Genomic DNA, 22,804 nt, shown 5'->3' on the forward strand with positions numbered 1-22,804 from the left:
CGCCCCACCCGCGGACCAAGGCAACCCCTACGCGCCGTCGGCGGACCAGCAGAACCCGTACGCGCCGCCGGAGGCCCCCAGTGCCTTCGCCCCCGTCGAGCAGGCCTACCCCACGGCCGAGACCAGCCCGAACGTCCCGTACCCCCCGCCGGACGGCCAGCAGCAGTACTTCGGCCAGAGCGCTTTCGCCCCGCAGCAGGCCGATCAGCAGGCCGGTCAGCCGTTCACGGGCTTCTCGGGCCAGGAGTACGCCACCCCGCAGGCGTACCAGGAGCCCGAGCCGCCCGTCGACCCCCGCTCCCAGCAGCTCATGGACGCCTATCAGCAGGCGGAGACCTACCAGCACTCCTCGCCGGGCACCCAGTCCGAGCTGCACGTGCCCGACTACGCGGGGCAGCAGCCCAGGGCGTACGACGACCCGTTCGGTCATCCGCAGCAGCCCCAGCAGCAGAGCGGCGGGTACGAGCCGCAGCAGGGTCAGTACCAGCCCGGCCACCAGGTGCCGTCGGGGGACGCGACGATGCGGCTCGACCCGTCGCCGTTCGGACCGGACTCCTTCGGTGGCGACCAGCGCCGTCCCGGGGACGACCCGATCGACCCGACTGCCATATACACCCCCAATGAGCCACGCAGGTAACGGACCGGCAATGAACGGCTAGAGAGAAGGTGGGCCACGGGCGGTCGTCTATCCCGCCCTGGTACGGTTCGGACCGCTGACAGCGTTGAACAAGCCTGGCTGACGCCGCGCGCATATGGGTGTCGGCCGGGTGCGAACATCACATGCCAAGCACACCGGGGCGAGATCTGGTCTTTCCCCGGATACCTGCATGCCGCTTGACGTCACGTACGGCACGCGCGTGTAATTACAACCATGTTGTTACGCCTTCCAGTGGGTGGGTAATAAGGAAGGCGTCCATGGGGGGCTCCATTGCGGGCGGGCGGCAGGGAGGTGTGCAGTGACCGATCCGGTCATCGCACAGGATCAGCTTGACGCTGAAGAACTCGGATGGCAGGAGCGCGCCTTGTGCGCGCAGACTGATCCGGAGGCGTTCTTCCCGGAGAAGGGCGGCTCCACCCGAGAGGCCAAGAAGGTCTGCCGATCGTGCGAGGTCCGTGCCGAGTGTCTGGAATATGCACTCGAGCACGATGAGCGGTTCGGCATCTGGGGTGGGCTGTCCGAGCGGGAACGCAGACGGATCAAACGCCAGGCCGTTTGAGAGATATGGGCGAGGGGGTCACGCGGGCTGCCGTGTGGCCCTTTTTCGCATCTCTTGCAGGGGTTCGCCTGTAGGGTGGGCGCGCGTGATCAACCCCCAGGAGTCACCCGCCCATGGCACGTCCCTACGTCACCGCGATCGTCGTCGCTCACGACGGCGGGCGCTGGCTCGGGGAGACGCTGCAGGCTCTGGCCGGGCAGAGCCGCAGACCTGACCGCGTGGCGGGCGTCGACAACGGCAGCAGGGACGGCTCCGCCGATCTGCTCGTCCAGACGCTCGGCCGCGGCAACCTGATCTCCCTGCCTCGTTCCACCGGTTTCGGCGAGTCCGTGGCGGCGGCGCTGGAGAGGTCGCCGTCCGCGGGGCCCGACGAGTGGATCTGGCTGCTGCACGACGACTGCGCTCCCGACCGGCGGGCGCTGGAGGCGCTGCTGGTGGCCGCGCAGCACCACCCCAAGGCGGCGGTGCTCGGCCCGAAGCTGCGCGACTGGCTCGACCGCAGGCGGCTGCTCGAAGTGGGCGTGACCGTGGGCCGCACCGGGCGCAGGGACACCGGGCTCGAACCTCGCGAGTTCGACCAGGGGCAGCACGACGGTACGCACGACGTGCTCTCGGTGTCCACGGCGGGCATGCTGATCCGCCGGGACGTGTGGGAGCAGGTGGGCGGGCTGGACCCGTTCTTCCCGCTGTTCCGTGACGATCTCGACCTGTGCTGGCGGGTGCGCAACGCCGGGCACCAGGTGCTGAACGTCACCTCGGCCGTGGCCTGGCACGCCGAGGCGGCGGCGCATCACGGTCAGCGGAGACCATCCACGCAGGCTCGACAGGCGTAACGCGATCTTCGTGGTGATGGCCAACCTGCCGTTCGGCGCGATGCTCTGGGCGCTGCTGCGGAACGTGGTCGGCTCGGCCTTCCGCACGCTGCTGTTCATCGTGAGCAAGCAGCCCGCGAACGCGCTGGACGAGATGGTGGCCATGGGGTCGATCCTGGTGCACCCGTTCCGGCTGCTCAGGGCCCGCCGGGCCCGCCGCCCTCCAGGCAACCGCCAGAGCCGAAAAAAGGCATATATCCGCATCAAGCGGTTGATGACCCCTCGCGGAGCGGCCTGGCGGCGGCTCACCGACATGGTCCAGGGTTTCCTCGCCGGCCAGGCCCCCGTCGACTCCGCCGGCCGCCACCACCACTCCACCGCGGAGGAGGAGGACGAGCTCCCGCCGCCGGACACCGGCGCCGTCAAACGTTTCCTCAGCCGTCCGGGCGTCGTTCTCCTGCTCGCGCTGACCGCCGTCTCGCTGGCCGCCGAGCGTTCCCTGCTCGGCGGCGAACGGCTCGGCGGCGGCGCCCTGGTGCCCGTCACGGGCGGCGCGGGAGACCTGTGGGCGTTCTACACCGAGGGCTTCCACGACGTCGGCCTCGGCTCAAACGCCTGGGCGCCCCCGTACGTCGCCGTGCTCGCCGCCCTGTCCACGCTCGCGCTCGGCAAGACGTGGCTGGCCGTCTCCGTGCTGCTGCTCGGCTCGGTGCCGCTGGCCGGCGCCTCGGCGTACCTCGCCACCCGGCACATCATCCCGGCGGTGCCCGCACGGGCGTGGGCAGCCGGGACGTACGCGCTGCTGCCCGTCGCGACCGGCGCCATCGCGGCCGGGCGGCTGGGCACGGCCGTGGTGTTCGTGCTCCTGCCCCTCTACGCGTCCTTCGGCACGGTGTTGTTGTCCGGCGAGCGCCGCCGCGCCCGCCGCGCAGCCTGGGGGCTCGGGCTGCTGCTCGCCGTGGGCACGGCGTTCGTCCCGCTGGTCTACCCGCTCTTCGCCGTGCTCGGCGTGCTCGCGGCGGTCGCCTTCGGCGGCGTGCGGCGCGGGGTCGTGACCTCCATGGCCATCGCCCTCGCCGTGCCGGTGGCGCTGCTGCTCCCGTGGCTGGCCTCCCTGGTCACCGACCCGGGCAGGATCCTCCTGGAGGCCGGACTGCACGATCCGGCCCTGGCCGATCCCGTGCTCGCCCCCGAGTCGCTGCTCGCGCTCAGCCCCGGCGGGCCCGGACTGCCGCCGTTCTGGGTGACGGCCGGCCTGGTCACGACCGCGCTCTCCGCGCTCCTCATGCGCCGCCAGCGCATGATCGTCGCGATCGGGTGGGGCGTCGCGCTGTACGGGATGCTGGCCGCGATCCTGGTCAGCCGCGTCACCGTCGAAGGGGCGCGGGTGTGGCCGGGGGTGCCGCTGGCGTTCGCGGGCACCGGGCTGCTGGTCCTCGTGGGACTGACCGCCCACCGCCTGGCCGAGCTGCGCGCGGGAGGCGGGCTGCGCAAGCTGGGCGCGACGGCCGTGGTGGCGGTCGCGTTCAGCACGCCGCTGCTGGCCGCGGGCTTCTGGGTGGTGAACGGCGTACGAGGGCCGCTCGTGGGCGACGCGCCCGACGTGCTGCCCGCGCTGGCCGCGTCCTACTCGAAGAACGGCGAACGCACGCTCGTGATCGAGGGCTCCGCCTTCACCGTGCTGCACGCCCGTACCCCGCTGATCGGCGAGGCGGAACTGCCCGTCGACTCCGATGCCCGCACCCGGGTGAGGACGGCGGCCCAGGGCCTGGCCGGCGGGCGCGGCGGCGACGCGGCCACGCTCGCCCAGCACGGCATCGCCATGGTCGCGGTGGCGCCCCCCGTCTCGGCCGAACTGGCGAAGAGGCTCGACTCCCAGCCGTCGCTGCAGCGCATGAGCCTGTCGGACGCGGGTGGGCTGTGGCGTCTGGCCGAGCCGGTCAGGCGCGTGCCGGCCCAGCCCGGGAGCGCCCTCCACACGCCGTGGTTGTGGGCGCAGGGGGCGCTGGTGCTGGTGGCGGCGCTCATGGCCGCGCCGGGGCGGCGTCCGTCCGAGGGCGTCGAGTCGTCGTCCGTGGCACTGGCGGGTGCGTGATGAAGGCGTTCGTGGAGAACAGGTTCGGCCTGCTGGCGCTGGTCGTCGTCGCCCTGACGGCGATGTACGGGGCCGCGTACGTCACCAGGCCGGCGCCCCTGCCGCCCCCGCCCGCGGGCCCACGGAAGGTGGCCGTCGAGTCGGTCACCGCCGTCTGCCCCGGCACGAAGGGCGAGCAGGTCGACGTCTACCTGCCCGACACGCTCAACCGCGAGAAGATGGACGCCGGCCCGTACGTCACCAAGGGCCCCGGCGCCCTGGAGGCCGGCTACGTCACCCGCACCACCAAGGGCGCCGGGCGTGGGCTGGCCGGGGTGCGCTGCACCGAGCCGAGCCCGGAGACCTGGCTGGTCGGCCCCGGCCCCGCGGACGCCGACGTGCGTCTCCACCTCGCCAACGCCGACAAGGCGCCCGCGCTGACCGACATCCAAATCCACGCGGCGGAAGGGGTCGTCTCCGGGGACAAGGGGATCGGGCTGGAGATCGCGCCGGGCGAGCACAAGGAGATCGACCTCAAGACGCTCGCCCCCTCGGCCGACATCATGGCCGTGAGCGTCACCACCGTCTTCGGCCGCGTGGCCGTCGCGGCCAGGACGACTCTCGACACGGGCGGCGTGGACTGGCTCCCCGCCGCCGCCCCGCCCTCGACGCGCGCGGTCGTCCCCGGCATCCCCGGAGGGGGCGGGCGCAGGCAACTGCTGGTCGCCGCGCCCGGCGAGAGCGACGCCGCCGTACGGCTCAAGGCGGTGAGCGAGGACGCCGAGTACGTGATGAAGGGCCGCGAGACCCTGGACGTGCCGGCGGGCAGCGTGGCCGCCCTCGACGTCACCACGGGCGTCGGAGGCTCCTCGGCCGCCCTCGTCCTCACCTCGCCCGTTCCGATCGTGGCCGGCCTCGTCGCCACGGGCACCGGCAGCCGCTCCGACGTCGCCTTCACCGCCGGGACGCCCTCACTCGACCTGGGCAGCGCGGTGGCCGGCAACCGCGCGGGCTCCCGCCTGGTCCTCACGGCACTCGGCGGGCCCGGCAAGGTGCGGGTGCGGGAGGTGCCGGACGGCGACGCGTTCGACGTGGAGGTGCCTGCCGGGCGTACGAAAAACGTCAGGCTCAAGGCGAAGGGGAGCTTCGCCGTCGTGGTCACGCCCGTGTCGGGGGAGGTCTATGGAGCACGGGTGGTGGAGGAACGCCTGAAGAGCGGCCTGCTGCTCACGGCCCAGCCGCTGTCACCCGCCCGCATGTGGACCCTCCTGCCGCCCCTCACCGACACCGCCCGCGTGGTCGTGCCCTGAGCCGGCAGTTCAGCCGCGGTCGTCGTAGCCCGGGTCGACCGTCTCAGGGGCCAGGCCGAGCAGCGTGGCCACCTGCTCCACGACCGTGTCGTGCACCATGGCCCCCAGCGTGTCGCGGTCGCGGGCCCGCGCCTCCAGGGGACGCCGGTAGACCACGATCGAGGCGGGGTTGGGGCCGGCGGCGACGTCGGCGCGGCCGAACGGGATCGGGTCGGAGCTCAGCTGCGGCCCGTCGCCCAGCTCGCTGAGCGGCGGCACCTCCTCGACCGCGAACTCCACCGCCGACAACTGGCGCTCCCACCGGGGCCTGAGCCGGTCGACCGCGTCGAGCACGAGGTCGTCGAAGCGCTCGCTGCGGGACTTGGCCATGGGGACGTGGGAGGGGGCGAGCGGGCCGCGAAGACCGCGACCGTGGCGATCGCGCCGCCTGGGACCGCGCCTGTGAGTCACGCGAACCAGTGTAGGGGGGCCTATGGGCGGTGCCGGGGAACGGCGTCACCTGTCCACGACGGATGGTTTCGCCCGGGAACGCGGGAAACCTTCGGGCTCGACCCGGTCCCTGGCGGGGAAATCGGTGGAAAGGCTGCGACAGGTGTCCGAATTGTGGCGACACGCTCGTTAAGAGTGCTCAGATAGTGGCGCCTCGCACTCTTACCAGATACGGTCCCTCCGTGAGCCCCGTCCGCCGCTGTTCCCGCACCGCCTGCAGCCAGCCTGCCGTCTTCACGCTCACGTACGTATACGCCGACTCGACCGCTGTTCTCGGCCCCCTGGCGACGTACGCGGAGCCACACTGTTATGACCTGTGCGCCGAACACGCCGAGCGGCTGACCGCTCCCCGCGGCTGGGAGGTGGTGCGGCTGCCGACGGACGGCGCCTCGCCCAGCTCCGACGATCTCGAGGCGCTGGCCAACGCGGTCAGGGAGGCGGCGCGGCCCTCGCCGTCGGGCGGGGGTGAGCCGGTCGGCCAGGGCGTCGAGGTCGGCAGGCGCGGGCACCTGCGCGTTCTCAGGTCGGCCCAGCAGCACCGCGACCGGTAGGCTCGTTTCAACGGAGGAAACGACCAAGGGCGGAGCTGGAGAGTGGGCGATCTCGCCAAGATCTTCAAGGCGTACGACGTTCGCGGGTTGGTTCCCGACGAGTTCGACGAGCCGATCGCCGAGGCCGTCGGGGCGGCCTTCGTCGAGGTGACGGGCGCCGGGTCGGTTGTGGTGGCCCACGACATGCGCGAGTCGTCCGTGCCACTGGCCGAGGCCTTCGTCCGCGGGGCGCGTTCGCGCCGGGCCGACGTCGTGCACGCCGGACTCGGCTCCACCGACCTGCTCTACTACGCGAGCGGCAGCCTCGGGCTGCCGGGCGTGATGTTCACCGCCAGCCACAATCCCGCCCGCTACAACGGCATGAAGATGTGCCGGGCCGGCGCGGTGCCCATCGGCGGCGACACGGGCCTGAGCCAGATCCGCGACCGCGCGGCCGAGCTGGTCGGCGTGACCGCCACGCCGGTGGGGTCGCTGATCGAGAAGGATCTGCTGCCCGGCTACGCCGACCACCTGCGCACCCTGGTCGACCTGACCGGCATCCGGCCGCTCAAGGTGGTCGTCGACGCGGGCAACGGCATGGGCGGGCACACCGTTCCCTCCGTGTTCGACGGGCTGCCGATCGAGCTCGTGCCGCTCTACTTCGAGCTGGACGGCGACTTCCCCAACCACGAGGCCAATCCGCTGGAGCCACAGAACCTTCTCGACGTGCAGCGGGCGGTCGTCGACAGCGGCGCGGACATCGGGCTGGCCTTCGACGGCGACGCCGACCGGTGTTGGGTGATCGACGAGCGGGGGGCGTCCGTCTCGCCGTCGGCCGTGACCGCGCTGGTCGCGGTGCGCGAGCTGGCCAAGGCGCCGGGCGCGACGATCATTCACAATCTGATCACGTCCCACGGCGTGCCCGAGATCGTGCAGGAGCACGGCGGGGTCCCGGTGCGGACGCGGGTGGGGCATTCGTTCATCAAGGCCGAGATGGCCCGCACGGGCGCGGTGTTCGGCGGCGAGCACTCCGCCCACTACTACTTCCGCGACTTCTGGTTCGCCGACTCCGGCCTGCTTGCCGCGATGCACGTGCTGGCCGCGCTGGGCGAGCAGGACCGGGCGCTGTCCGAGCTGGTCGAGGTCTACTCGCGCTACCACGCCTCCGGCGAGGTCAACAGCGCGGTCGCCGACCAGGGCGAGGCGCTGCGGCGGGTGCGGGAGGCGTTCGCGGGCCGGGGCGAGTTCGACGAGGTCGACGGGCTGACCGTGACGGGATCCGGCTGGTGGTTCAACCTGCGGGCCTCCAACACCGAGCCGCTGCTCCGGCTGAACGCCGAGGCGGCCGACGAGACCGAGATGACGGCGATCAGGGACGAGGTCCTCGCCATTGTGGGAAAGGTGTCGAAGTGAAGATCGACGACTGGCTGCTCGAGATCCTGGCCTGCCCGGCGTGCAAGGCCCCCCTGCGTGCCGAGACCGAGGCCGAGGAGCTGGCCTGCACCGGGTGCGGCCTCATCTACCCGGTCCGGGACGACATCCCCGTTCTGCTCGTCGACGAGGCCAGGAAACCGTGACCTGGGAGCCGGAGCGGCTCGACGACCAGCGGCATCTCAGCGACGGCGACCCCGGCGGCATGCTGCCCGCGGTCGCCGCCGCCGCGGCTCACGTACGCACCGGCTACCGCAGCGCCGTCGAGGCCCGTGTCGACCGCCTGGCCGGGATGGGGCGCCCGCGCGCCGTCGTGGTCGCGGGCATGGGCGGCTCCGGCATCGCGGGTGACATCATGGCGGCGGCCGTCGGCAACGGCGCGCCGCTGCCGATCATCACCCTGCGCTCCTACCAGCTCCCCGGCTGGGTCGGCGCCACCGACCTGATCATCGCCGTCTCAGGCTCGGGCGACACCGAGGAGACCCTGGCCGTCGCCACCCAGGCCGTGCGGCGCGGGTGCACGCTGCTGGGCGTGGGCGCGCCGGGCTCACCGCTGGAGGCGATCGCCACCCAGGCGTCGGCGGTCTACGTGCCGGTGCCGGTGAGCGGGCAGTCCAGGGCCGCCGTGTGGCTGCTGACCGTGCCGCTGATCGTGGCGGCCGCCGCGCTGCGGCTCGTGCCGGCCGACCAGGAGCTGTTCGAACGGGTGGCCACGGCGCTGGAGGACATGGCGCACCGGTGCCGGCCGTCCAGCGAGTCGTTCGTCAACCCGGGCAAGTCGCTCGCGCTGGATGTGGCCGAGAGCCTTCCGGTGATCTGGGGCTCGTCGGCCGCGGCGTCCGTGGCGGCGTACCGGCTGGCCTGCCAGCTCAACACCAACGCGAAATATCCCGCCATTTACGGCGAGCTGCCCGAGGCGGGGCACGGCCAGGTGGCGACCTTCGACGGGCCGATGGCCGAGCGCGACATCTTCGCCGACGCCCCCGCCCACGCGCTCAGGCTGGTGGTGCTACGCGACGTCGAGGAACACCCCCAACTGACGCGTCAGCGCGAGGCTTCGCTGCGACTGGCGCGCGACCGCGACGTTCCGGTGACCGAACTGGCGGCGGAAGGCACGCACCCGCTGGAACGCATGGCCTCGCTGATCCTGCTCGGCGACTACGCGAGCACTTATCTGGCGCTGGGATATGCCATTGATCCGAGCTCCGTCTCGGCGATCAGTGAGCTGAAGGCCCGGATTTCGCAATAGGATCCCCTTCCAGGCCTTTATTGCATGATCTTATGAGTGGAGAAGACCGGTGAGCGCGAGCGGCGGAACCAAAGCGATCATGGCGGCATTGGTCGCCAACTTGTCCATTGCCGTGGCCAAGTTCGTAGCGGCGTTCTTCACCGGGTCGTCGTCGATGCTGGCCGAGGGCATTCACTCGGTCGCCGACTCGGGCAACCAGGTGCTGCTGCTGGTCGGAGGCAAGCGTGCGGCCCGCGCCAGCACGAAGGAACACCCGTTCGGCTACGGTCGCGAACGCTACTTCTACGCGTTCGTGGTGGCCGTGGTGCTGTTCGCGATCGGCGCGCTCTTCTCGCTGTACGAGGGCTATCACAAGCTGAGCCACGCCGAGCCCCTGACGTCGCCTGCCTGGGCGTTCGGCGTGCTGATCTTCGCGATCATCGCTGAGATCTTCTCGTTCCGCACGGCCATCAGAGAGGCCAACCTGGTGCGCGGCAGGCAGGGGTGGATCGCGTTCATCCGCAGGTCCAAGTCACCGGAGTTGCCGGTCATCCTGCTGGAGGACCTGGGCGCGCTGCTCGGCCTGGTCTTCGCGCTCTTCGGCGTGACGATGGCCGTGGTGACGGGCAACCCCGTCTGGGACGCCGTCGGCACGCTGATGATCGGCGTCCTGCTCGCCGTCATCTCGGTCGTGCTCGCCGTGGAGACCAAGTCGCTGCTGGTCGGAGAGGGCGCCTCGCCCGAGGTGGAGGAGCAGGTCCGCCGCGCGCTCGAGAGCGCGCCCGAGGTCGACCGCATCATCCACATGCGCACGCTGCACCTCGGCCCGGAGGAACTGCTCGTGGGCGCCAAGATCGCGGTCTCGCACGACGAGACGGCCGGTGAGGTGGCGCGCGGCATCGACGAGGCCGAGCAGCGCATCCGCGAGGCCGTGCCGATCGCCCGGGTCATCTACCTGGAGCCCGACCTCGACCGATCCCGCACGCCCACGCCCTGAGCGCCGCCCGGCCGGGTACGCCCGCCTGCTGGGCGCCGCCCGGCTGGATACGCCCGCTTGCTAGGCCCTGCCCGGCCTGGGCCGGTCCCGCGCACCAGCCTGCTGAGCGCCGCCGGAGGGGCGCAGCAGCCGCAGGGCCTTCTCCTTCTCGAAGTCGAGGGCCCTGCGCGGCACCTGGATGCGCCCGATCCGCACCCCGAGGTCGCGTACGGCCGCCGCCACGGCGGGCTCGCTCAGCACCCGCAGGGCGAACGCCAGCTCGGCCGGCGACACGTCGAACCGTTTCTCCAGCTCGACGCCCTGCGCCACGGCGGCCAGCTCCTCGGGGCCGAACCGCCGGTGCGCCCCCTGCTCCCGCACAGGCGGCAGCAGACCGAGTGCCTCCCGGTAGCGGAGCATTCGCGGGGACATGCCGAGCCGCTTGGCGGCTTCCGTGATGCGCATCCTTACATTCTTACGTCAGTTTCACCCCTCTTGGCGTGCGTCGCCGTACGAACGGTGCCTAGACTCGTCGGCGACAACCATCAGTGACGCGAGGGGAAACCCGATGGACTTCAAGGTCGCAGACCTTTCACTTGCCGACTTCGGTCGTAAGGAGATCCGGCTCGCCGAGCACGAGATGCCCGGCCTCATGGCCGTGCGCCGCGAATACTCGGACACGCGACCTCTGGCGGGCGCGAAGATCATGGGCTCCCTGCACATGACCATCCAGACCGCCGTCCTCATCGAGACGCTGGTGGCGCTCGGGGCCGAGGTCCGCTGGGTCAGCTGCAACATCTTCTCCACGCAGGACCACGCCGCCGCCGCCGCGGTCGTCGGCCCCGACGGCACCGTCGACGACCCGAAGGGCGTGCCGGTGTTCGCCTGGAAGGGCGAGACCCTCGAGGAATACTGGTGGTGCACCGAGCAGGCGCTGACCTGGCCTGACGGCGGCGCCCCCAACATGATCCTCGACGACGGCGGCGACGCCACGCTGCTGGTTCACAAGGGCGCGGAATACGAGAAGGCGGGCGCCGTGCCTCCCGCAACCGCCGACGACCCCGAGGAGTGGCACGTCATCATCGACGTGCTCACCCGCACGGTCGGCGCCGACAAGAAGTGGACCAGGATCGCCGAGAACATCAAGGGCGTCACCGAGGAGACCACGACCGGCGTGCACCGTCTCTACGAGATGCACAAGAACGGCCAGCTCCTCTTCCCGGCCATCAACGTCAACGACTCGGTCACCAAGTCGAAGTTCGACAACAAGTACGGCTGCCGCCACTCCGTCATCGACGGCCTCAACCGCGCCACCGACGTGCTCATCGGCGGCAAGGTCGCCGTGGTCTGCGGCTACGGCGACGTCGGCAAGGGCTGCGCCGACGCGCTGCGCGGCCAGGGCGCCCGCGTGATCGTCACCGAGATCGACCCCATCTGCGCGCTCCAGGCGGCCATGGACGGCTACCAGGTGACCACGCTGGACGACGTCGTCGGCATCGCCGACATCTTCGTCACCGCGACCGGCAACTTCAACATCATCACCGCCGACCACATGGCGCGGATGAAGCACCAGGCGATCGTCTCCAACATCGGCCACTTCGACAACGAGATCGACATGGCCGGCCTCGCCAAGCTGCCCGGCATCAAGCGCAACACCATCAAGCCCCAGGTCGACGAGTGGGTCTTCGCCGACGGCCACACGATCCTCGTGCTCGCCGAAGGCCGCCTGATGAACCTCGGCTGCGCGACCGGCCACCCGAGCTTCGTCATGTCCAACTCGTTCACCAACCAGGTGATCGCCCAGATCGAGCTGTTCACCAAGACCACCGACTACCCGACCGACGTCTACACGCTGCCCAAGCACCTCGACGAGAAGGTCGCCCGGCTCCACCTCGACGCCCTCGGCGTCAAGCTCACCGAACTGACCAAGGAGCAGGCCGCCTACATCGGCGTGCACGTCGAGGGCCCGTACAAGCCGGACCACTACCGGTACTGATCGGGGCCGGCCGCTGGGCTGCTCGGCTGTCCGGGAGCTTCTTGAAAGGCTGCTCGGCTGTCTTGGGAGCGGCTCTTCTCCGTGTCACCAACGCCCGAGGGGACTCCCCCTCGGGGCGCCTCAACCCCATCTTTTACGGCAGGCCAAGTCACCCGCACTCGCCGACGCCGCTTCCGTCCGTCATGGCCGGTCGTGAAGGCTCACGGGACTCTCGCCGTTACGAGCGCGTTCTTGGCCGTCTTCTTCGGTTAAGGGTGAGCCATGGACGTCTGGCAAAGCGGTGAACGGCAGATCTCGTGGGCAGCGCGTTCGATGCCGGTGTTGACCGCGATCGGTGAGCGCTTCGGCCTGGAACGGCCGTTGGACGGGTTGAAGATAGCGGCCTGCCTGCACGTCACCGCCGAGACGGCCGTGCTCATGGGCGCGCTGAAGGCGGGCGGCGCCGAGATCGCGCTGGCCGCCTCCAACCCGCTGTCGACGCGGGACGACGTGGCCGAGGCGTTGCGCGCGTACGGGATCGCGGTGCACGCGCGGGCCGGCGTGGACCGGCCGACCTACTACCGGCACATTCACCAGGCGCTCGATCTCGGGCCGGATCTTGTGCTGGACGACGGCTGCGACCTGGTGAACATCCTGCACACCGAGCGCACCGATCTGCTCGACGGCGTCAGCGGCGGTTGTGAGGAAACGACCACGGGGATCATCAGGCTGCGACAGATGACGGCGGAGCAGGCGTTGAGGTTCCCGGTCGTGGCCGTGAACGACACGCGCACCAAGCGCATGTTCGACAACCGCTACGGCACCGGGCAGTCGACGCTCGACGGGATCATGCGGGCCACCAACATCATGCTGGCGGGTCGCACGGTGGTGGTGGCCGGGTTCGGGTTCTGCGGGCGCGGGGTGGCCGAGCGGGCCAAGGGCTTCGGCGCCCGGGTGATCGTCACCGAGATCGACGCGGTGAAGGCGCTCGACGCGACCCTGCAGGGCTACGAGGTGCGGCCGATGGCGCAGGCGGCGCTGCTCGGCGACCTGTTCATCACCGTGACCGGCAACCGCGACGTGATCAGGGCCGAGCACCTGGCCGCGATGAGGGACGGCGCGATCCTGGCCAACGCGGGACACTTCGACGTGGAGATCGACGTGCGGGCGCTGGACGAGCTGGCCGTCGAGGTGATCAGGGGCGTGCGGCCGAACACCGACGAGTACGTCATGCCCGACGGCCGGCGGCTGCTGCTGCTCGCCGAGGGCCGGCTGGTCAACCTCACGGCCGCCGAGGGGCACCCGGCCGCGGTCATGGACATGTCGTTCTCGGCGCAGGCTCTGGCCGTGGCGTGGCTGGCCGGGGAGCGGGCCCGGCTGGAGCCCGGCGTCTATGACGTGCCCGCGGAGATCGACCACGAGGTCGCCAGGCTCAGGCTGGCCGCCACGGGCATCGGCATCGACGAGCTCACGGACGAGCAGGAGGACTACCTGCACTCCTGGCGCGTCGGCTCCTGAGGGGCGGCGGGCCTGCGCCCGTGCGGCGGCTGCCGGGGGGCGTGGTCACAGCGAGGCCCGCATCTCCCGCATGCGTCCGATCTCGGCCATCTGGGTGACGCTCACGTCGCCGGCCAGTTCCTCGATCTTGATGTGGGAGCCGCTGGTCAGCACCTTCTCCGACATCGTGATCGCCCCCTGGTGGTGGGCGATCATGAGCTGCAGGAACATCCGGTCGAAGTCCTTGCCCGTCGCCGCCCGCAGCGCCTCCAACTGCTCCGGCGTGGCCATTCCCGGCATGCCGTCGTGCGCCGCGTGGTGGTCGGGCACCTTCTGTTCCTGCTCCCGCAGCCAGGTCGTCATGTACTGGATCTCGGGTGCCTGGGCGGCCTTTATCCGGTCGGCCAGGCCCTTCACCTTGGCCGACTGCGCCCTGTTCGGGGCCAGCAGCGCCATGTCCAGGGCCTGCCGGTGGTGGACGATCATGTCCTGGACGTAGGTCACGTCGGCGGCGTTCGCGGTGGGGGAGGGCACCGCGGTGGCGGCCTCGGCCGGTGAGAGCGTCCTGTCCTGTTCGCCTGGCCGGCCGGGAGCGATCACGGGTGCGGTCGAGTCGGCTCGCGGCGCCTGTGGCGTCGTGCTGGAGCTGCAGCCGGTGAGGGTGGCGACCGTGGCCATGACGACAATGAGCGCGGCGCGCACCCAGCCTCCCTGACGAACGTGGCGGAGAATGCGCACTCTAAGTCATGAACCGAAGTTAGGAAAGGGGGCGAACCGGAACAAAATTTGACACGTTGGACGCTGGTCAACAGCGGTGATTAGAGCGACCATAACGGAGGTTTATGCCCCCTTTATCGGAGGTCCCCGAGTGTTCACCCGCCGCAGGGTCCTCATCCTGGTCGCGGCCCTGGCCGCGCTGGCCGGCACCACTCTGCCTGTCCAGGCTGCGGACATACCGGCTCCTGGCGAGATCGTCATGAGCCCGAACATCAGGCACGTCACTAACGTGCCCAAACCCGAGGCCCTGGCCGACATCCACACGGACATGGCCTTCCAGGGCGACTACGCGTACGTCGGGAACTACCACGGCTTCTCGATCTACGACATCCGCAACCCGAAGCGCACCTCGCTCGTCAGCTCCGTGGTCTGCCCCGGCGGGCAGATGGACGTCAGCGTCCATGGTGACCTGCTGTTCGGCTCGGTCGACTCCTCACGTAACGACGACTCGTGCAACAGCACCTCGCAGCCCGCGTCCGTGAAGGAGTCGTGGGAGGGCGTACGCATCTTCGACATCTCCGACAAGGCGCACCCGAAGTACATCAAGGCCGTCGAGACGAACTGCGGCTCGCACACGCACACCCTGGTCCCCGACCGGTGGAAGCGCAACGTCTACATCTACGTCTCCTCCTACGGCCCGAGCGACGCGTTCCCCGACTGCGCGACGCCCCACGACCTCATCTCGATCATCAAGGTGCCGCTGCGCGACCCGTCCGCCGCCTCGGTCGTCGCGACGCCCAACCTGTTCCCCGACGGCGGGTACCCGGGCAAGCAACTGCCCTATCCCGAGGGTAGGTCCGCCACGACGGGCTGCCATGACATCACCGCGTACCCGGAGAAGGGCGTCGCGGCGGGCGCGTGCATGGGTGAGGGCGTTCTGCTCGACATCCGCGACCCCGAGCGGCCCAGGGTGACCGCGACCGTGCGCGACGAGCGGAACTTCGCCTTCTGGCACTCGGCCACGTTCAACAACAAGGGCACGAAGGTCATCTTCACCGACGAGCTCGGGGGCGGCGGCGCGGCCACCTGCAACGAGGCCATCGGGCCCGAGCGGGGCGCCAACGCCTACTACGACATCGTGCGCGGCCGGCTCGTCTTCAGGAGTTACTTCAAGATCTCCCGGCACCAGGACGACAGCGAGAACTGCGTCGCCCACAACGGTTCGCTGATCCCCGTCAAGGGCCGCGACATCATGGTGCAGGCGTGGTACCAGGGCGGTATCTCGGTGGTCGACTTCACCGACTCGGCGCATCCGGAGGAGATCGCCTACTTCGAGCGCGGCCCCGACAACACCGCGCCCGCGCTGAGCGGCGGCTTCTGGTCGGCCTACTACTACAACGGGCACATCTACGGCTCCGACTTCAACCTGGGCCTTGACGTGCTGAAGATCAACGACTGGCGTACGAACCGGGCGAACGGCGTCAAGATGCGCGAGCTCAACGCGCAGACCCAGACGTCCTACCCCGAGCGCGGCCACGGTCATCACTGATGACGGGACGCCGCGTTCCCGCCGGTATCCGTACGAAGGAGGCATTCCGCATGTCCAGCCCGCGCCGTGTCCTCGCGATGGCCGGGGCGGCCGTCGCCCTGCTGCTCACCGCGTTACCCGCGACCGCCAGTGACATCCCGCCGCCCGACGCCGTGGTCACCAGCCCCAACGTCACCCACGTCAGGAACGTCCCCAAACCGGACGCCATCGCGTCGTCCATCAACACCGACATCGCCTTCCAGGGCGACTACGCCTACGTCGGCAACTACGGCGGCTTCTCCATCTACGACATCAGGAACCCCAAGAAGGCCAGGGTCGTGAGCTCCGTGGTCTGCCCCGGCGGGCAGATGGACGTCAGCGTCTACGGCGACCTGCTGTTCGCCGCCGTCGACAGCTCACGCAGCGACGACTCCTGCGCCAGCACCGACCGGTCGGCCGCCGAGAAGGACGCCTGGGAAGGCGTACGCATCTTCGACATCTCCAACAAGGCCAGGCCGAAGTACATCAAGGCGGTCGAAACGGCCTGCGGCTCCCACACCTTGACCCTGGTACCGGGCAAGGGGCGCGACCGGCACAAGAACGTCTACGTGTACGTCTCCTCGTACCTGCCGGCGGCGAACTTCCCCGACTGCCAGCCGCCGCACGACAAGATCTCCATCATCAAGGTGCCGCTGCGCCACCCGCAGGCCGCGCACGTCGCCGCCACCCCGGTCGTCTTCCCCGACGGCGGCAACGAGGACCAGCCCGGCCTGCTCATCCCGACCACCGGCTGCCACGACATCACCGCGTACGCGGAGAAGGACATCGCGGCGGGCGCGTGCATGGGCGACGGCGTGTTGTTCGACATCTCCGACCGGCTCGACCCGAAGGTCACCGCCAGGACCACGGACCCCAACTTCGCCTTCTGGCACTCGGCGACCTTCACCAACAACGCCAGGAAGGTCGTCTTCACCGACGAGCTCGGCGGCGGCGGCGCGGCCACCTGCAACGAGGCCACCGGCCCCAACCGCGGCGCCGACGCGATCTACGACATCTCCAACGGCCAGTTCGCGTTCAAGAGCTACTTCAAGATCTCCCGGCACCAGGACGACAGCGAGAACTGCGTCGCCCACAACGGTTCGCTGATCCCCGTCAAGGGCCGCGACATCATGGTGCAGGCGTGGTACATGGGCGGGTTGTCGGTCTGGGACTTCACCGACTCCGCCAACCCCAGGGAGATCGGCTTCTTCGAGCGCGGCCCCCGCTCGGACGGCGGTGGCGGCGGCATCTGGTCGGCCTACTACTACAACGGCTACATCTACGCGGCCGACTTCCACGAGGGCTTCGACGTCATCAAGATCGACGACCGGCTCACGAACAGCGCCAAGCACGTGCGTACCGACCGGTTGAACGTGCAGACGCAGGAGTCGTACCGCAACGGCTGGTGGCACTGATCCGAAGGCTCCGCGCCGCCTCGGAGAACCTCGCGGGTCACTGGGGCGGCGCGAACCCGCCGGGGGTCGCCCGGGGCGGCTCCGGCGCGGGCGCGGCCGGCGGGCCGGGCAGCGGCCGCGCAGCCGCCGGAGGGGGCGGGCCGTAAGGGCCCGGCTGCGGAACCGGTGGGGGAGGACCAGGCTGCGCGTACGGGCCATGCGGCGCGCCGCCGTTCCCCGCCCGCTGCGCGAACCTGGCCTGCTCCCTGCGTCGGCGCTCGGCCAGCACGGCGCTCAGATATGCGTACGGCGGCGTCCCGGCGGGCGCCGCGGGGGAGACGAAGGAGGCCACCTGGGTCGAGATGCGCACGCCCATCTCGTGCTGCACCTGCGGCGACAGGTCGGGCCAGCGCAACAGGTATTGCCTGGCCGCCTGCGCCACGTCGTCGGGCAACTGGGAGAGCTCCAGCGTGGTCGCCCAGTTCGCCAGCGGCGGCGGCATCATGATGACCTGCCCCGTGTCGCGCGGAGCCCGGTCGGAGATCACGATGGTGCCCGCGAACACGTCGCCCAGCCGCTTGCCCCGCTGAGAGACCAGCGAGGCGATCACCGCCGGCGCCCCGGCGAGCACCCAGAACTCGACCAGCCCGGCCAGCCCGCGGAACAGTGCCTGCCGGAAGCGCTCAGGGCTGCCGTCGTCGCTGACCACCCGGAGCCCGAGCGCCAGCTTGCCGAGGCTGCGGCCCCTGGTGAGGGACTCGAAGATCACCGGATAGCCGATCATCACCAGCACCAGCAGCACGATCATGACAGCGCTGAACATGGCCATGTCGGTGACGCCGGCGAACGCTCCCAAGAGCGCGTAGGCGCCGACCATCGCCGTGAACTGCACCACCAGGTCAATGACGATCGCCAGCGCCCGCGAGGGCATCTGGGCCACCCGCACTTCCACGACGACGGCGTCGCCGGTCACAACCTCCGACATAAGTGGAGCCTAACGGCTATGTCGCGGTGATTGAGCGGCCAGAATGTTCGGGTGGACATTGATGCTTTCGTCGCGGCGCACCGTCCCGTGTGGGACCGGCTCGACTACCTGGTGCAGAACCGTTCGTCGTTGACGGGCGCCGAGGTCGACGAACTGGTCGACCTCTATCAGCGCGTCTCGACGCATTTGTCCATCATGCGCTCCTCGTCGAACGACCCGGTGCTGGCCGGGCGGCTGTCCGCGCTGGTGGCCAGGGCCAGGTCCGCGGTGACCGGCGCGCACACGCCGGCCTGGCGGGAGCTGGTGAGATTCTTCACGGTGACGTTCCCCGTGGTGGCCTACCGGGCGCGGTGGTGGTGGCTGGCGAGCTCGGCCGCGTTCCTGGTCGTCGCGTTCGTGATGGGTGCGTGGGTGGCGAACAACCCCGGCGTCCAGGCCGCCATCGCCAGCCCCGAGGAGATCACCCAGCTGGTCGAGGAGGACTTCGCCGACTACTACTCGGAGAACCCGGCCGCGTCCTTCGCCAGCCGCGTGTGGTTGAACAACGCCTACGTCTCGGCGTTGATGATCGCGTACTCGGTGCTGCTGGGGCTGCCGATCCCGTACGCGCTCTACGCGAACGCCGAGAACGTCGCCGTCTCGGGCGGCCTCATGGCTTCCAGGGACAAACTGGACATCTTCTTCGGTCTCATCATGCCGCACGGGCTGCTGGAGCTGACCGCGGTGTTCCTGGCGGCGGCCGTCGGCATGCGCCTGGGCTGGACGGTCGTCGACCCAGGACCGCGCAAGCGGGTCGAGGCGCTGGCCGAGCAGGGCAGAGCCGTGATGAGCGTGGCGCTCGGGCTCGTCGTGGTGCTGTTCGCCTCGGGGCTGATCGAGGCGTTCGTGACGCCGTCGGGGCTGCCGACGTGGGCGCGTGTGGGCATCGGGGTGCTCGCCGAGGTGGTCTTCCTGACGTACGTGATCGTCTTCGGCCGCCGGGCGCTGGCGCAGAACGAGACCGGCGACCTCGAACGCGCCCCCGACGTGGCCCCATCGGCGTGATCACCCCGGGCGCGCAGAGGCCGCCCGCGGCCCGCAGCGCTCGGAGGCGTGGCGTTCACAGCGTCCAGAGGCGCCCTGACCGCCCGCCCGCAGTGCTCAGAGGCGACCCGCGGCCTTCAGCGCCAGGTACGCGTCCGCGAGCGCGGGCGCGATGTCGTCCGGAGCCGCGTCGACCACCTCGACCCCGTGCCGGCGCAGCCTCGCCGTGATGCGCCTGCGCCCGAGCTGCGCGTGCTCGGCCGCCGCAGCGTCATAGACCTCCTCGGCCGAGTCGCGGCGGCCGGCCATGGCCGCGACCAACGGATCGGACACCCCGGCGACCAGCAACAGGTGCCGCGCAGACAACTGCGGCAGCACCGGCATCAGCCCCTCGTCCAGCGCAGCCGGGTTGAGGTCCGTCAGCAGGACGACCAGGCAGCGCCGCTTGGCCCTCGACAGGATGGCGGCCACCATGCCCTGCGAGTCGGCCTCGACCAGCTCCGCCTCGATCGGCGCCATCGCGTTGACCAGCGACGACAGCAGCTCGGTGCGCGACTCCCCGCTCACCCACGCGCGTACCGCCCGGTCGTAGGCCAGGAAGTCCACCTGGTCGCCGGCTTTGGCGGCGAGGGCGGCCAGCAGCAGCGCCGCGTCCATCGACCAGTCGAGCCGCGGCCAGCCCGGCGAGGGCCGCGAATCCGGCCCGGCGGCCTGCTGAGCCAGCAGGCCGCCGCCGTTGCCCGCCGCGCCCGCCAGGGGGATCGGCGCGTCACCCACCCGGCCCGCCGACGTGCGGCCGGTGTCGAGCACGATCAGCACGCGGCGGTCGCGTTCGGGACGCCAGGTGCGCACCACGACGTCGTGGCGGCGCGCGGTCGCCCGCCAGTCGATGGAACGGACGTCGTCGCCCACCACGTATTCGCGCAGCGAGTCGAACTCGGTGCCCTGCCCGCGCACCAGCGCGGGGTGTTGCCCGTCCAGCTCGCGCAGCCTGGCCAGCCTGGAAGGCAGGTGCTTGCGCGACAGGAACGGCGGCAGCACCCGCACCGACCACGGAGCCTGATGGCTGCCCTGGCGGGCGGCCAGGCCGAGCGGCCCGACCGAACGCACCGCGACCGCCACGGACGCCCGGTCGCCGCGCCTCGTCGGATCGAGCGTCACGACGATCTTGCGCCGCTCCCCGGCCGGTACGTCCAACCGGGCGAGGCGCGGCGAGGCTCCGGCGGAGGGCGGCCAGGCGTCCCTCAGCACCCCGCGTACGCGCCGGGCGCCGGGGTTCTCCACCACCAGCTCCACCGTGGCCCGCTGGCCCAGGCGCATCAGGGTCTCGCCGGAGCGGTGGAACCTCAGCGGGCGCACCGCCCCCGCGAACACCAGGTCCACGATGATCGCGGCGGCGAGCAGCAGGCACACCCCGGCCAGCGCGGGCCCCGGAAGGGGCGCGAACATCACCACCAGGATCCCGATCCCCGCCACCAGCCCGGCACGTCCCGTCAGCGCCATCAGTCGCTCACCCTCCTCACTCGCTGCACGGCTGCGTCGGGTTGGCTCAGCGCCATTGGTCGCTCACCCTCCTGTCAGCGGGGGACGGGGACGGAGGCGAGGATGCCGTCGAGCAGGCCGTCCGCGGTGGTCCCTTCCAGCTCGGCCTCGGGCCGGAGCTGGACACGGTGCCGCAGCGCGGGCCTGGCCAGCGCCTTCACGTCGTCGGGCGTGACGTACTGGCGCCCGGACAACCACGCCCACGCCCGGGAGGCCGCGAGCAGGGCGGTGGCGCCGCGCGGCGAGACGCCGAGCTGCAACGCCGGCGAGCTCCTGGTGGCGCGGGCGACGTCGACGATGTAGCCGAGCACCTCGGGAGCCACGTGCACGGCGGAAGCCGCCTCCCGGCCCGCCGCCAGGTCGGCGGCCGTGGCGACGGCCTTGACCTCCGACAGGTCGCGCGGGTCGAAACCGCGGGCGTGCCGGTCGAGCACCGAGATCTCCTGCTCGCGCGGCGGCAGCGGCACGGTCAGCTTGACCAGGAACCGGTCGAGCTGCGCCTCGGGAAGCTGGTAGGTGCCTTCGTACTCGACAGGGTTCTGGGTGGCGCACACCACGAACGGGTCGGGCAGCGCCCTGGCCGCGCCCTCGACGCTGACCTGCCGCTCCTCCATCGCTTCGAGCAGGGCTGCCTGGGTCTTCGGCGGGGTGCGGTTGATCTCGTCGGCGAGCAGCAGGTTGGTGAAAACCGGGCCCTCGCGGAACTCGAACCGCGCGGTCTTCGCGTCGTAGATCAGCGACCCGGTCACGTCGCCCGGCATCAGGTCGGGCGTGAACTGCACCCGCTTGAAGTCGAGCGACAGGGCCGCCGCCAACGTACGCACCAGCAGCGTCTTGGCCACGCCCGGCACGCCTTCGAGCAGCACGTGGCCCCGGCACAGCAGCGCGATGACCATGCCCGTCACCACAGCGTCCTGCCCGACCACGGCTTTGGACACCTCGGTGCGCAACGCCGCCAGCGCCTGCCTCGCCGAGTCGCCGGAACTCGTCACGCGGTAGGTCTCGTCAAAGTTCACTCAACTGCCTTTCGATCATGTCCAAGTATCCGGCCAGTTCCACGAGCTGGGCGTCGTCCGTCGGCGGCGGCCCGTACAGTGCCGCGCCGAGACGGTGCGGGTCCTCCACCGTGCGGGCGGCGAGGGCCGGGACGACCTCCTGCGGCCCCGCGCCGTGGCCGAGCCCGAGCCTGGCCGTGAGCCGGTCGATCGTGCCCGCGCGCAGCGCGGCGGCCGCGCGTTCCCTGGCACGTCTCGCCCGGTAGAGCCTGCCACGCCCCTCGACCGTCTCGGAGGCCCTGACGACGACGGGCAGCTTCTCCACCACCACCGGCCCGAGCCGCCTGCCCCGCCAGAACGCCGCCAGCGCCACGGCGATGATCGCCATGTAGATGGTCCAGCGGATGTTGCCGGGCATCAGGTCGTACATCGACTGGCCCTGCTCACCCGGCAGCTCTCCGGGCGGCGGGTTCTCCGGCGGGACCAGCCAGGTCACGGGCTTGCCGGTGCTGAGGAGATTGAGCGCGAGCGCCGCGTTGCCGTCCTCGGCCAGTCGCTGGTTGGTCATGAAGCCGCCGTCGCCGACGACGGTGGTGACGCCCCTGCCGTTGGAGTAGCTGACCAGCGTGTGCCCGTCGCCGGCCGGGTAGCAGCCGGTGGAGCCCGGCGGGCCGCGCAAGACGACGCCGCCCATGTGGGCGCTCCCCGCGGCACGGGCGGCGGGCAGCGGGCATTCGGGGTCGCGCGAGCGGGGGCGTGCGGGCTGGGCCTGCGTACGCACTTCCGGGGCCAGGGCGGCCAGACCGAAGACGTCGCCGACGATCAGCCGATCGCCGGGGAGCCGGGCGAGGGGGCGCTCGTCGACGTACGCCTGGGCGGTGATGAGCAGCAGGCGCTCACCTGTGGCGGCCTTGTCGACGGCGGCCTGGGCGGAGTCGACCCGGTCGACGGTGACGCCCCGGTCGCGCAGCAGTTCGGCCAGGGCCTTCGAGCCCATCAGCGACGTGTCGTCGGGGTCGAGGGGACGGGCGGGACCGCGGCT

The 22,804-nt window shown here is 71.0% G+C and carries 21 protein-coding genes and 1 pseudogene; 15 read left to right on the forward strand and 7 right to left on the reverse strand.

The window, feature by feature from the left end; all coding sequences use genetic code 11:
• The 5 genes and pseudogenes from E1267_RS44780 to E1267_RS31325 form a co-directional block, all read left to right on the forward strand.
• Window positions 1-637, forward strand: a pseudogene (locus E1267_RS44780) (hypothetical protein); the annotation flags it as partial.
• A 319-nt stretch (window positions 638-956) separates the two neighbouring features.
• Window positions 957-1,217, forward strand: a complete 261-nt coding sequence (locus E1267_RS31315; protein ID WP_020546325.1) for a WhiB family transcriptional regulator — start codon at window positions 957-959, stop codon at window positions 1,215-1,217.
• Between the two features lie 113 nt (window positions 1,218-1,330).
• The gene (locus tag E1267_RS46710) at window positions 1,331-2,050 is read left to right on the forward strand and encodes a glycosyltransferase (protein WP_246064374.1); all 720 of its coding nucleotides are present in this window, start codon (window positions 1,331-1,333) and stop codon (window positions 2,048-2,050) included.
• Between the two features lie 16 nt (window positions 2,051-2,066).
• Window positions 2,067-4,124 carry a glycosyltransferase family 2 protein gene (locus tag E1267_RS31320; RefSeq protein WP_246064375.1) on the forward strand — a complete coding sequence of 686 codons (2,058 nt, stop codon included), beginning with the start codon at window positions 2,067-2,069 and terminating at the stop codon, window positions 4,122-4,124.
• The gene (locus tag E1267_RS31325; protein ID WP_132337798.1) at window positions 4,124-5,413 is read left to right on the forward strand and encodes a DUF5719 family protein; all 1,290 of its coding nucleotides are present in this window, start codon (window positions 4,124-4,126) and stop codon (window positions 5,411-5,413) included. Before E1267_RS31320 ends, E1267_RS31325 begins: the two co-directional genes overlap by 1 nt.
• A 9-nt stretch (window positions 5,414-5,422) precedes the next feature.
• On the opposite strand, the gene E1267_RS31330 is transcribed toward E1267_RS31325, so the two are convergent.
• The gene (locus tag E1267_RS31330; protein ID WP_212746243.1) at window positions 5,423-5,782 is read right to left on the reverse strand and encodes a metallopeptidase family protein; all 360 of its coding nucleotides are present in this window, start codon (window positions 5,780-5,782) and stop codon (window positions 5,423-5,425) included.
• A gap of 302 nt (window positions 5,783-6,084) precedes the next feature.
• Here E1267_RS31330 and E1267_RS31335 point away from each other — a divergent pair, with 302 nt between their 5' ends.
• Genes E1267_RS31335 through E1267_RS31355 form a run of 5 tightly spaced genes read left to right on the forward strand, consistent with a single transcriptional unit; the run spans window position 6,085 to window position 10,088 of the window.
• Window positions 6,085-6,453 (forward strand): DUF3499 domain-containing protein, encoded by a 369-nt coding sequence (locus E1267_RS31335; RefSeq protein WP_132337802.1) that lies wholly within the window; start codon window positions 6,085-6,087, stop codon window positions 6,451-6,453.
• A 42-nt stretch (window positions 6,454-6,495) separates the two neighbouring features.
• Window positions 6,496-7,845: a phosphomannomutase/phosphoglucomutase gene (locus E1267_RS31340; protein WP_132337804.1), complete on the forward strand. Its 1,350-nt coding sequence runs from the start codon at window positions 6,496-6,498 to the stop codon at window positions 7,843-7,845.
• On the forward strand, window positions 7,842-8,009 hold the full coding sequence (locus tag E1267_RS31345; RefSeq protein ID WP_106236648.1) for a Trm112 family protein: 168 nt from the start codon (window positions 7,842-7,844) through the stop codon (window positions 8,007-8,009). Before E1267_RS31340 ends, E1267_RS31345 begins: the two co-directional genes overlap by 4 nt.
• On the forward strand, window positions 8,006-9,112 hold the full coding sequence (locus E1267_RS31350; protein ID WP_132337806.1) for an SIS domain-containing protein: 1,107 nt from the start codon (window positions 8,006-8,008) through the stop codon (window positions 9,110-9,112). The genes E1267_RS31345 and E1267_RS31350 overlap by 4 nt, the downstream gene beginning before the upstream one ends.
• Window positions 9,113-9,161: 49 nt before the next feature.
• Entirely contained in the window at window positions 9,162-10,088 is a 927-nt protein-coding gene (locus tag E1267_RS31355) for a cation diffusion facilitator family transporter (RefSeq protein ID WP_132337808.1), read from the forward strand.
• 60 nt (window positions 10,089-10,148) lie between these two features.
• Here the strand turns inward: E1267_RS31355 and E1267_RS31360 are convergent, their stop codons facing one another.
• Window positions 10,149-10,532 (reverse strand): MerR family transcriptional regulator, encoded by a 384-nt coding sequence (locus E1267_RS31360; RefSeq protein WP_132337810.1) that lies wholly within the window; start codon window positions 10,530-10,532, stop codon window positions 10,149-10,151.
• Window positions 10,533-10,635: 103 nt separating this feature from the next.
• Here E1267_RS31360 and ahcY point away from each other — a divergent pair, with 103 nt between their 5' ends.
• Together ahcY and E1267_RS31370 are read left to right on the forward strand one after the other, a co-directional pair.
• Window positions 10,636-12,063 (forward strand): adenosylhomocysteinase, encoded by a 1,428-nt coding sequence (gene ahcY, locus E1267_RS31365; protein ID WP_132337812.1) that lies wholly within the window; start codon window positions 10,636-10,638, stop codon window positions 12,061-12,063.
• 261 nt (window positions 12,064-12,324) lie between these two features.
• Window positions 12,325-13,560 carry an adenosylhomocysteinase gene (locus E1267_RS31370; protein WP_132337814.1) on the forward strand — a complete coding sequence of 412 codons (1,236 nt, stop codon included), beginning with the start codon at window positions 12,325-12,327 and terminating at the stop codon, window positions 13,558-13,560.
• Window positions 13,561-13,605: 45 nt separating this feature from the next.
• Here the strand turns inward: E1267_RS31370 and E1267_RS31375 are convergent, their stop codons facing one another.
• Window positions 13,606-14,241, reverse strand: coding sequence for a DUF305 domain-containing protein (locus E1267_RS31375; protein WP_220449765.1), 636 nt, complete (start codon window positions 14,239-14,241; stop codon window positions 13,606-13,608).
• 166 nt (window positions 14,242-14,407) lie between these two features.
• Here E1267_RS31375 and E1267_RS31380 point away from each other — a divergent pair, with 166 nt between their 5' ends.
• A complete protein-coding gene (locus E1267_RS31380) occupies window positions 14,408-15,805 on the forward strand; it encodes an LVIVD repeat-containing protein (protein WP_132337816.1) in 1,398 nt (465 codons plus the stop codon).
• A gap of 50 nt (window positions 15,806-15,855) precedes the next feature.
• Window positions 15,856-17,238 (forward strand): LVIVD repeat-containing protein, encoded by a 1,383-nt coding sequence (locus E1267_RS31385; protein WP_132337818.1) that lies wholly within the window; start codon window positions 15,856-15,858, stop codon window positions 17,236-17,238.
• A gap of 37 nt (window positions 17,239-17,275) precedes the next feature.
• On the opposite strand, the gene E1267_RS31390 is transcribed toward E1267_RS31385, so the two are convergent.
• Window positions 17,276-18,202 carry an RDD family protein gene (locus E1267_RS31390; RefSeq protein WP_165959897.1) on the reverse strand — a complete coding sequence of 309 codons (927 nt, stop codon included), beginning with the start codon at window positions 18,200-18,202 and terminating at the stop codon, window positions 17,276-17,278.
• A 51-nt stretch (window positions 18,203-18,253) separates the two neighbouring features.
• Between E1267_RS31390 and E1267_RS31395 the strand changes: the two genes are divergently transcribed.
• A complete protein-coding gene (locus E1267_RS31395; RefSeq protein ID WP_132337822.1) occupies window positions 18,254-19,246 on the forward strand; it encodes a stage II sporulation protein M in 993 nt (330 codons plus the stop codon).
• Between the two features lie 96 nt (window positions 19,247-19,342).
• On the opposite strand, the gene E1267_RS31400 is transcribed toward E1267_RS31395, so the two are convergent.
• The 3 genes from E1267_RS31400 to E1267_RS31410 form a co-directional block, all read right to left on the reverse strand.
• Entirely contained in the window at window positions 19,343-20,728 is a 1,386-nt protein-coding gene (locus E1267_RS31400) for a DUF58 domain-containing protein (RefSeq protein WP_132337824.1), read from the reverse strand.
• Between the two features lie 74 nt (window positions 20,729-20,802).
• A complete protein-coding gene (locus tag E1267_RS31405) occupies window positions 20,803-21,783 on the reverse strand; it encodes an AAA family ATPase (protein ID WP_165959898.1) in 981 nt (326 codons plus the stop codon).
• Window positions 21,773-22,804 (reverse strand): DUF4350 domain-containing protein (locus E1267_RS31410; RefSeq protein ID WP_132337826.1); only part of this gene is annotated, 1,032 nt, incomplete at its 5' end. The genes E1267_RS31405 and E1267_RS31410, both read right to left, overlap by 11 nt.

The organism is Nonomuraea longispora (assembly GCF_004348345.1).
Lineage (GTDB): Bacteria > Actinomycetota > Actinomycetes > Streptosporangiales > Streptosporangiaceae > Nonomuraea > Nonomuraea longispora.

Bases quoted from the DNA above. Each gene is read 5' to 3' on its own strand.
- ahcY (WP_132337812.1), top strand. From the start codon at position 10,636: ATGGACTTCAAGGTCGCAGACCTTTCACTTGCCGACTTCGGTCGTAAG.
- E1267_RS31325 (WP_132337798.1), top strand. From the start codon at position 4,124: ATGAAGGCGTTCGTGGAGAACAGGTTCGGCCTGCTGGCGCTGGTCGTC.
- E1267_RS31370 (WP_132337814.1), top strand. From the start codon at position 12,325: ATGGACGTCTGGCAAAGCGGTGAACGGCAGATCTCGTGGGCAGCGCGT.
- E1267_RS31320 (WP_246064375.1), top strand. From the start codon at position 2,067: ATGGCCAACCTGCCGTTCGGCGCGATGCTCTGGGCGCTGCTGCGGAAC.
- E1267_RS31390 (WP_165959897.1), bottom strand. From the start codon at position 18,202: ATGTCGGAGGTTGTGACCGGCGACGCCGTCGTCGTGGAAGTGCGGGTG.
- E1267_RS31360 (WP_132337810.1), bottom strand. From the start codon at position 10,532: ATGCGCATCACGGAAGCCGCCAAGCGGCTCGGCATGTCCCCGCGAATG.
- E1267_RS31330 (WP_212746243.1), bottom strand. From the start codon at position 5,782: ATGGCCAAGTCCCGCAGCGAGCGCTTCGACGACCTCGTGCTCGACGCG.
- E1267_RS31400 (WP_132337824.1), bottom strand. From the start codon at position 20,728: ATGGCGCTGACGGGACGTGCCGGGCTGGTGGCGGGGATCGGGATCCTG.
- E1267_RS46710 (WP_246064374.1), top strand. From the start codon at position 1,331: ATGGCACGTCCCTACGTCACCGCGATCGTCGTCGCTCACGACGGCGGG.
- E1267_RS31385 (WP_132337818.1), top strand. From the start codon at position 15,856: ATGTCCAGCCCGCGCCGTGTCCTCGCGATGGCCGGGGCGGCCGTCGCC.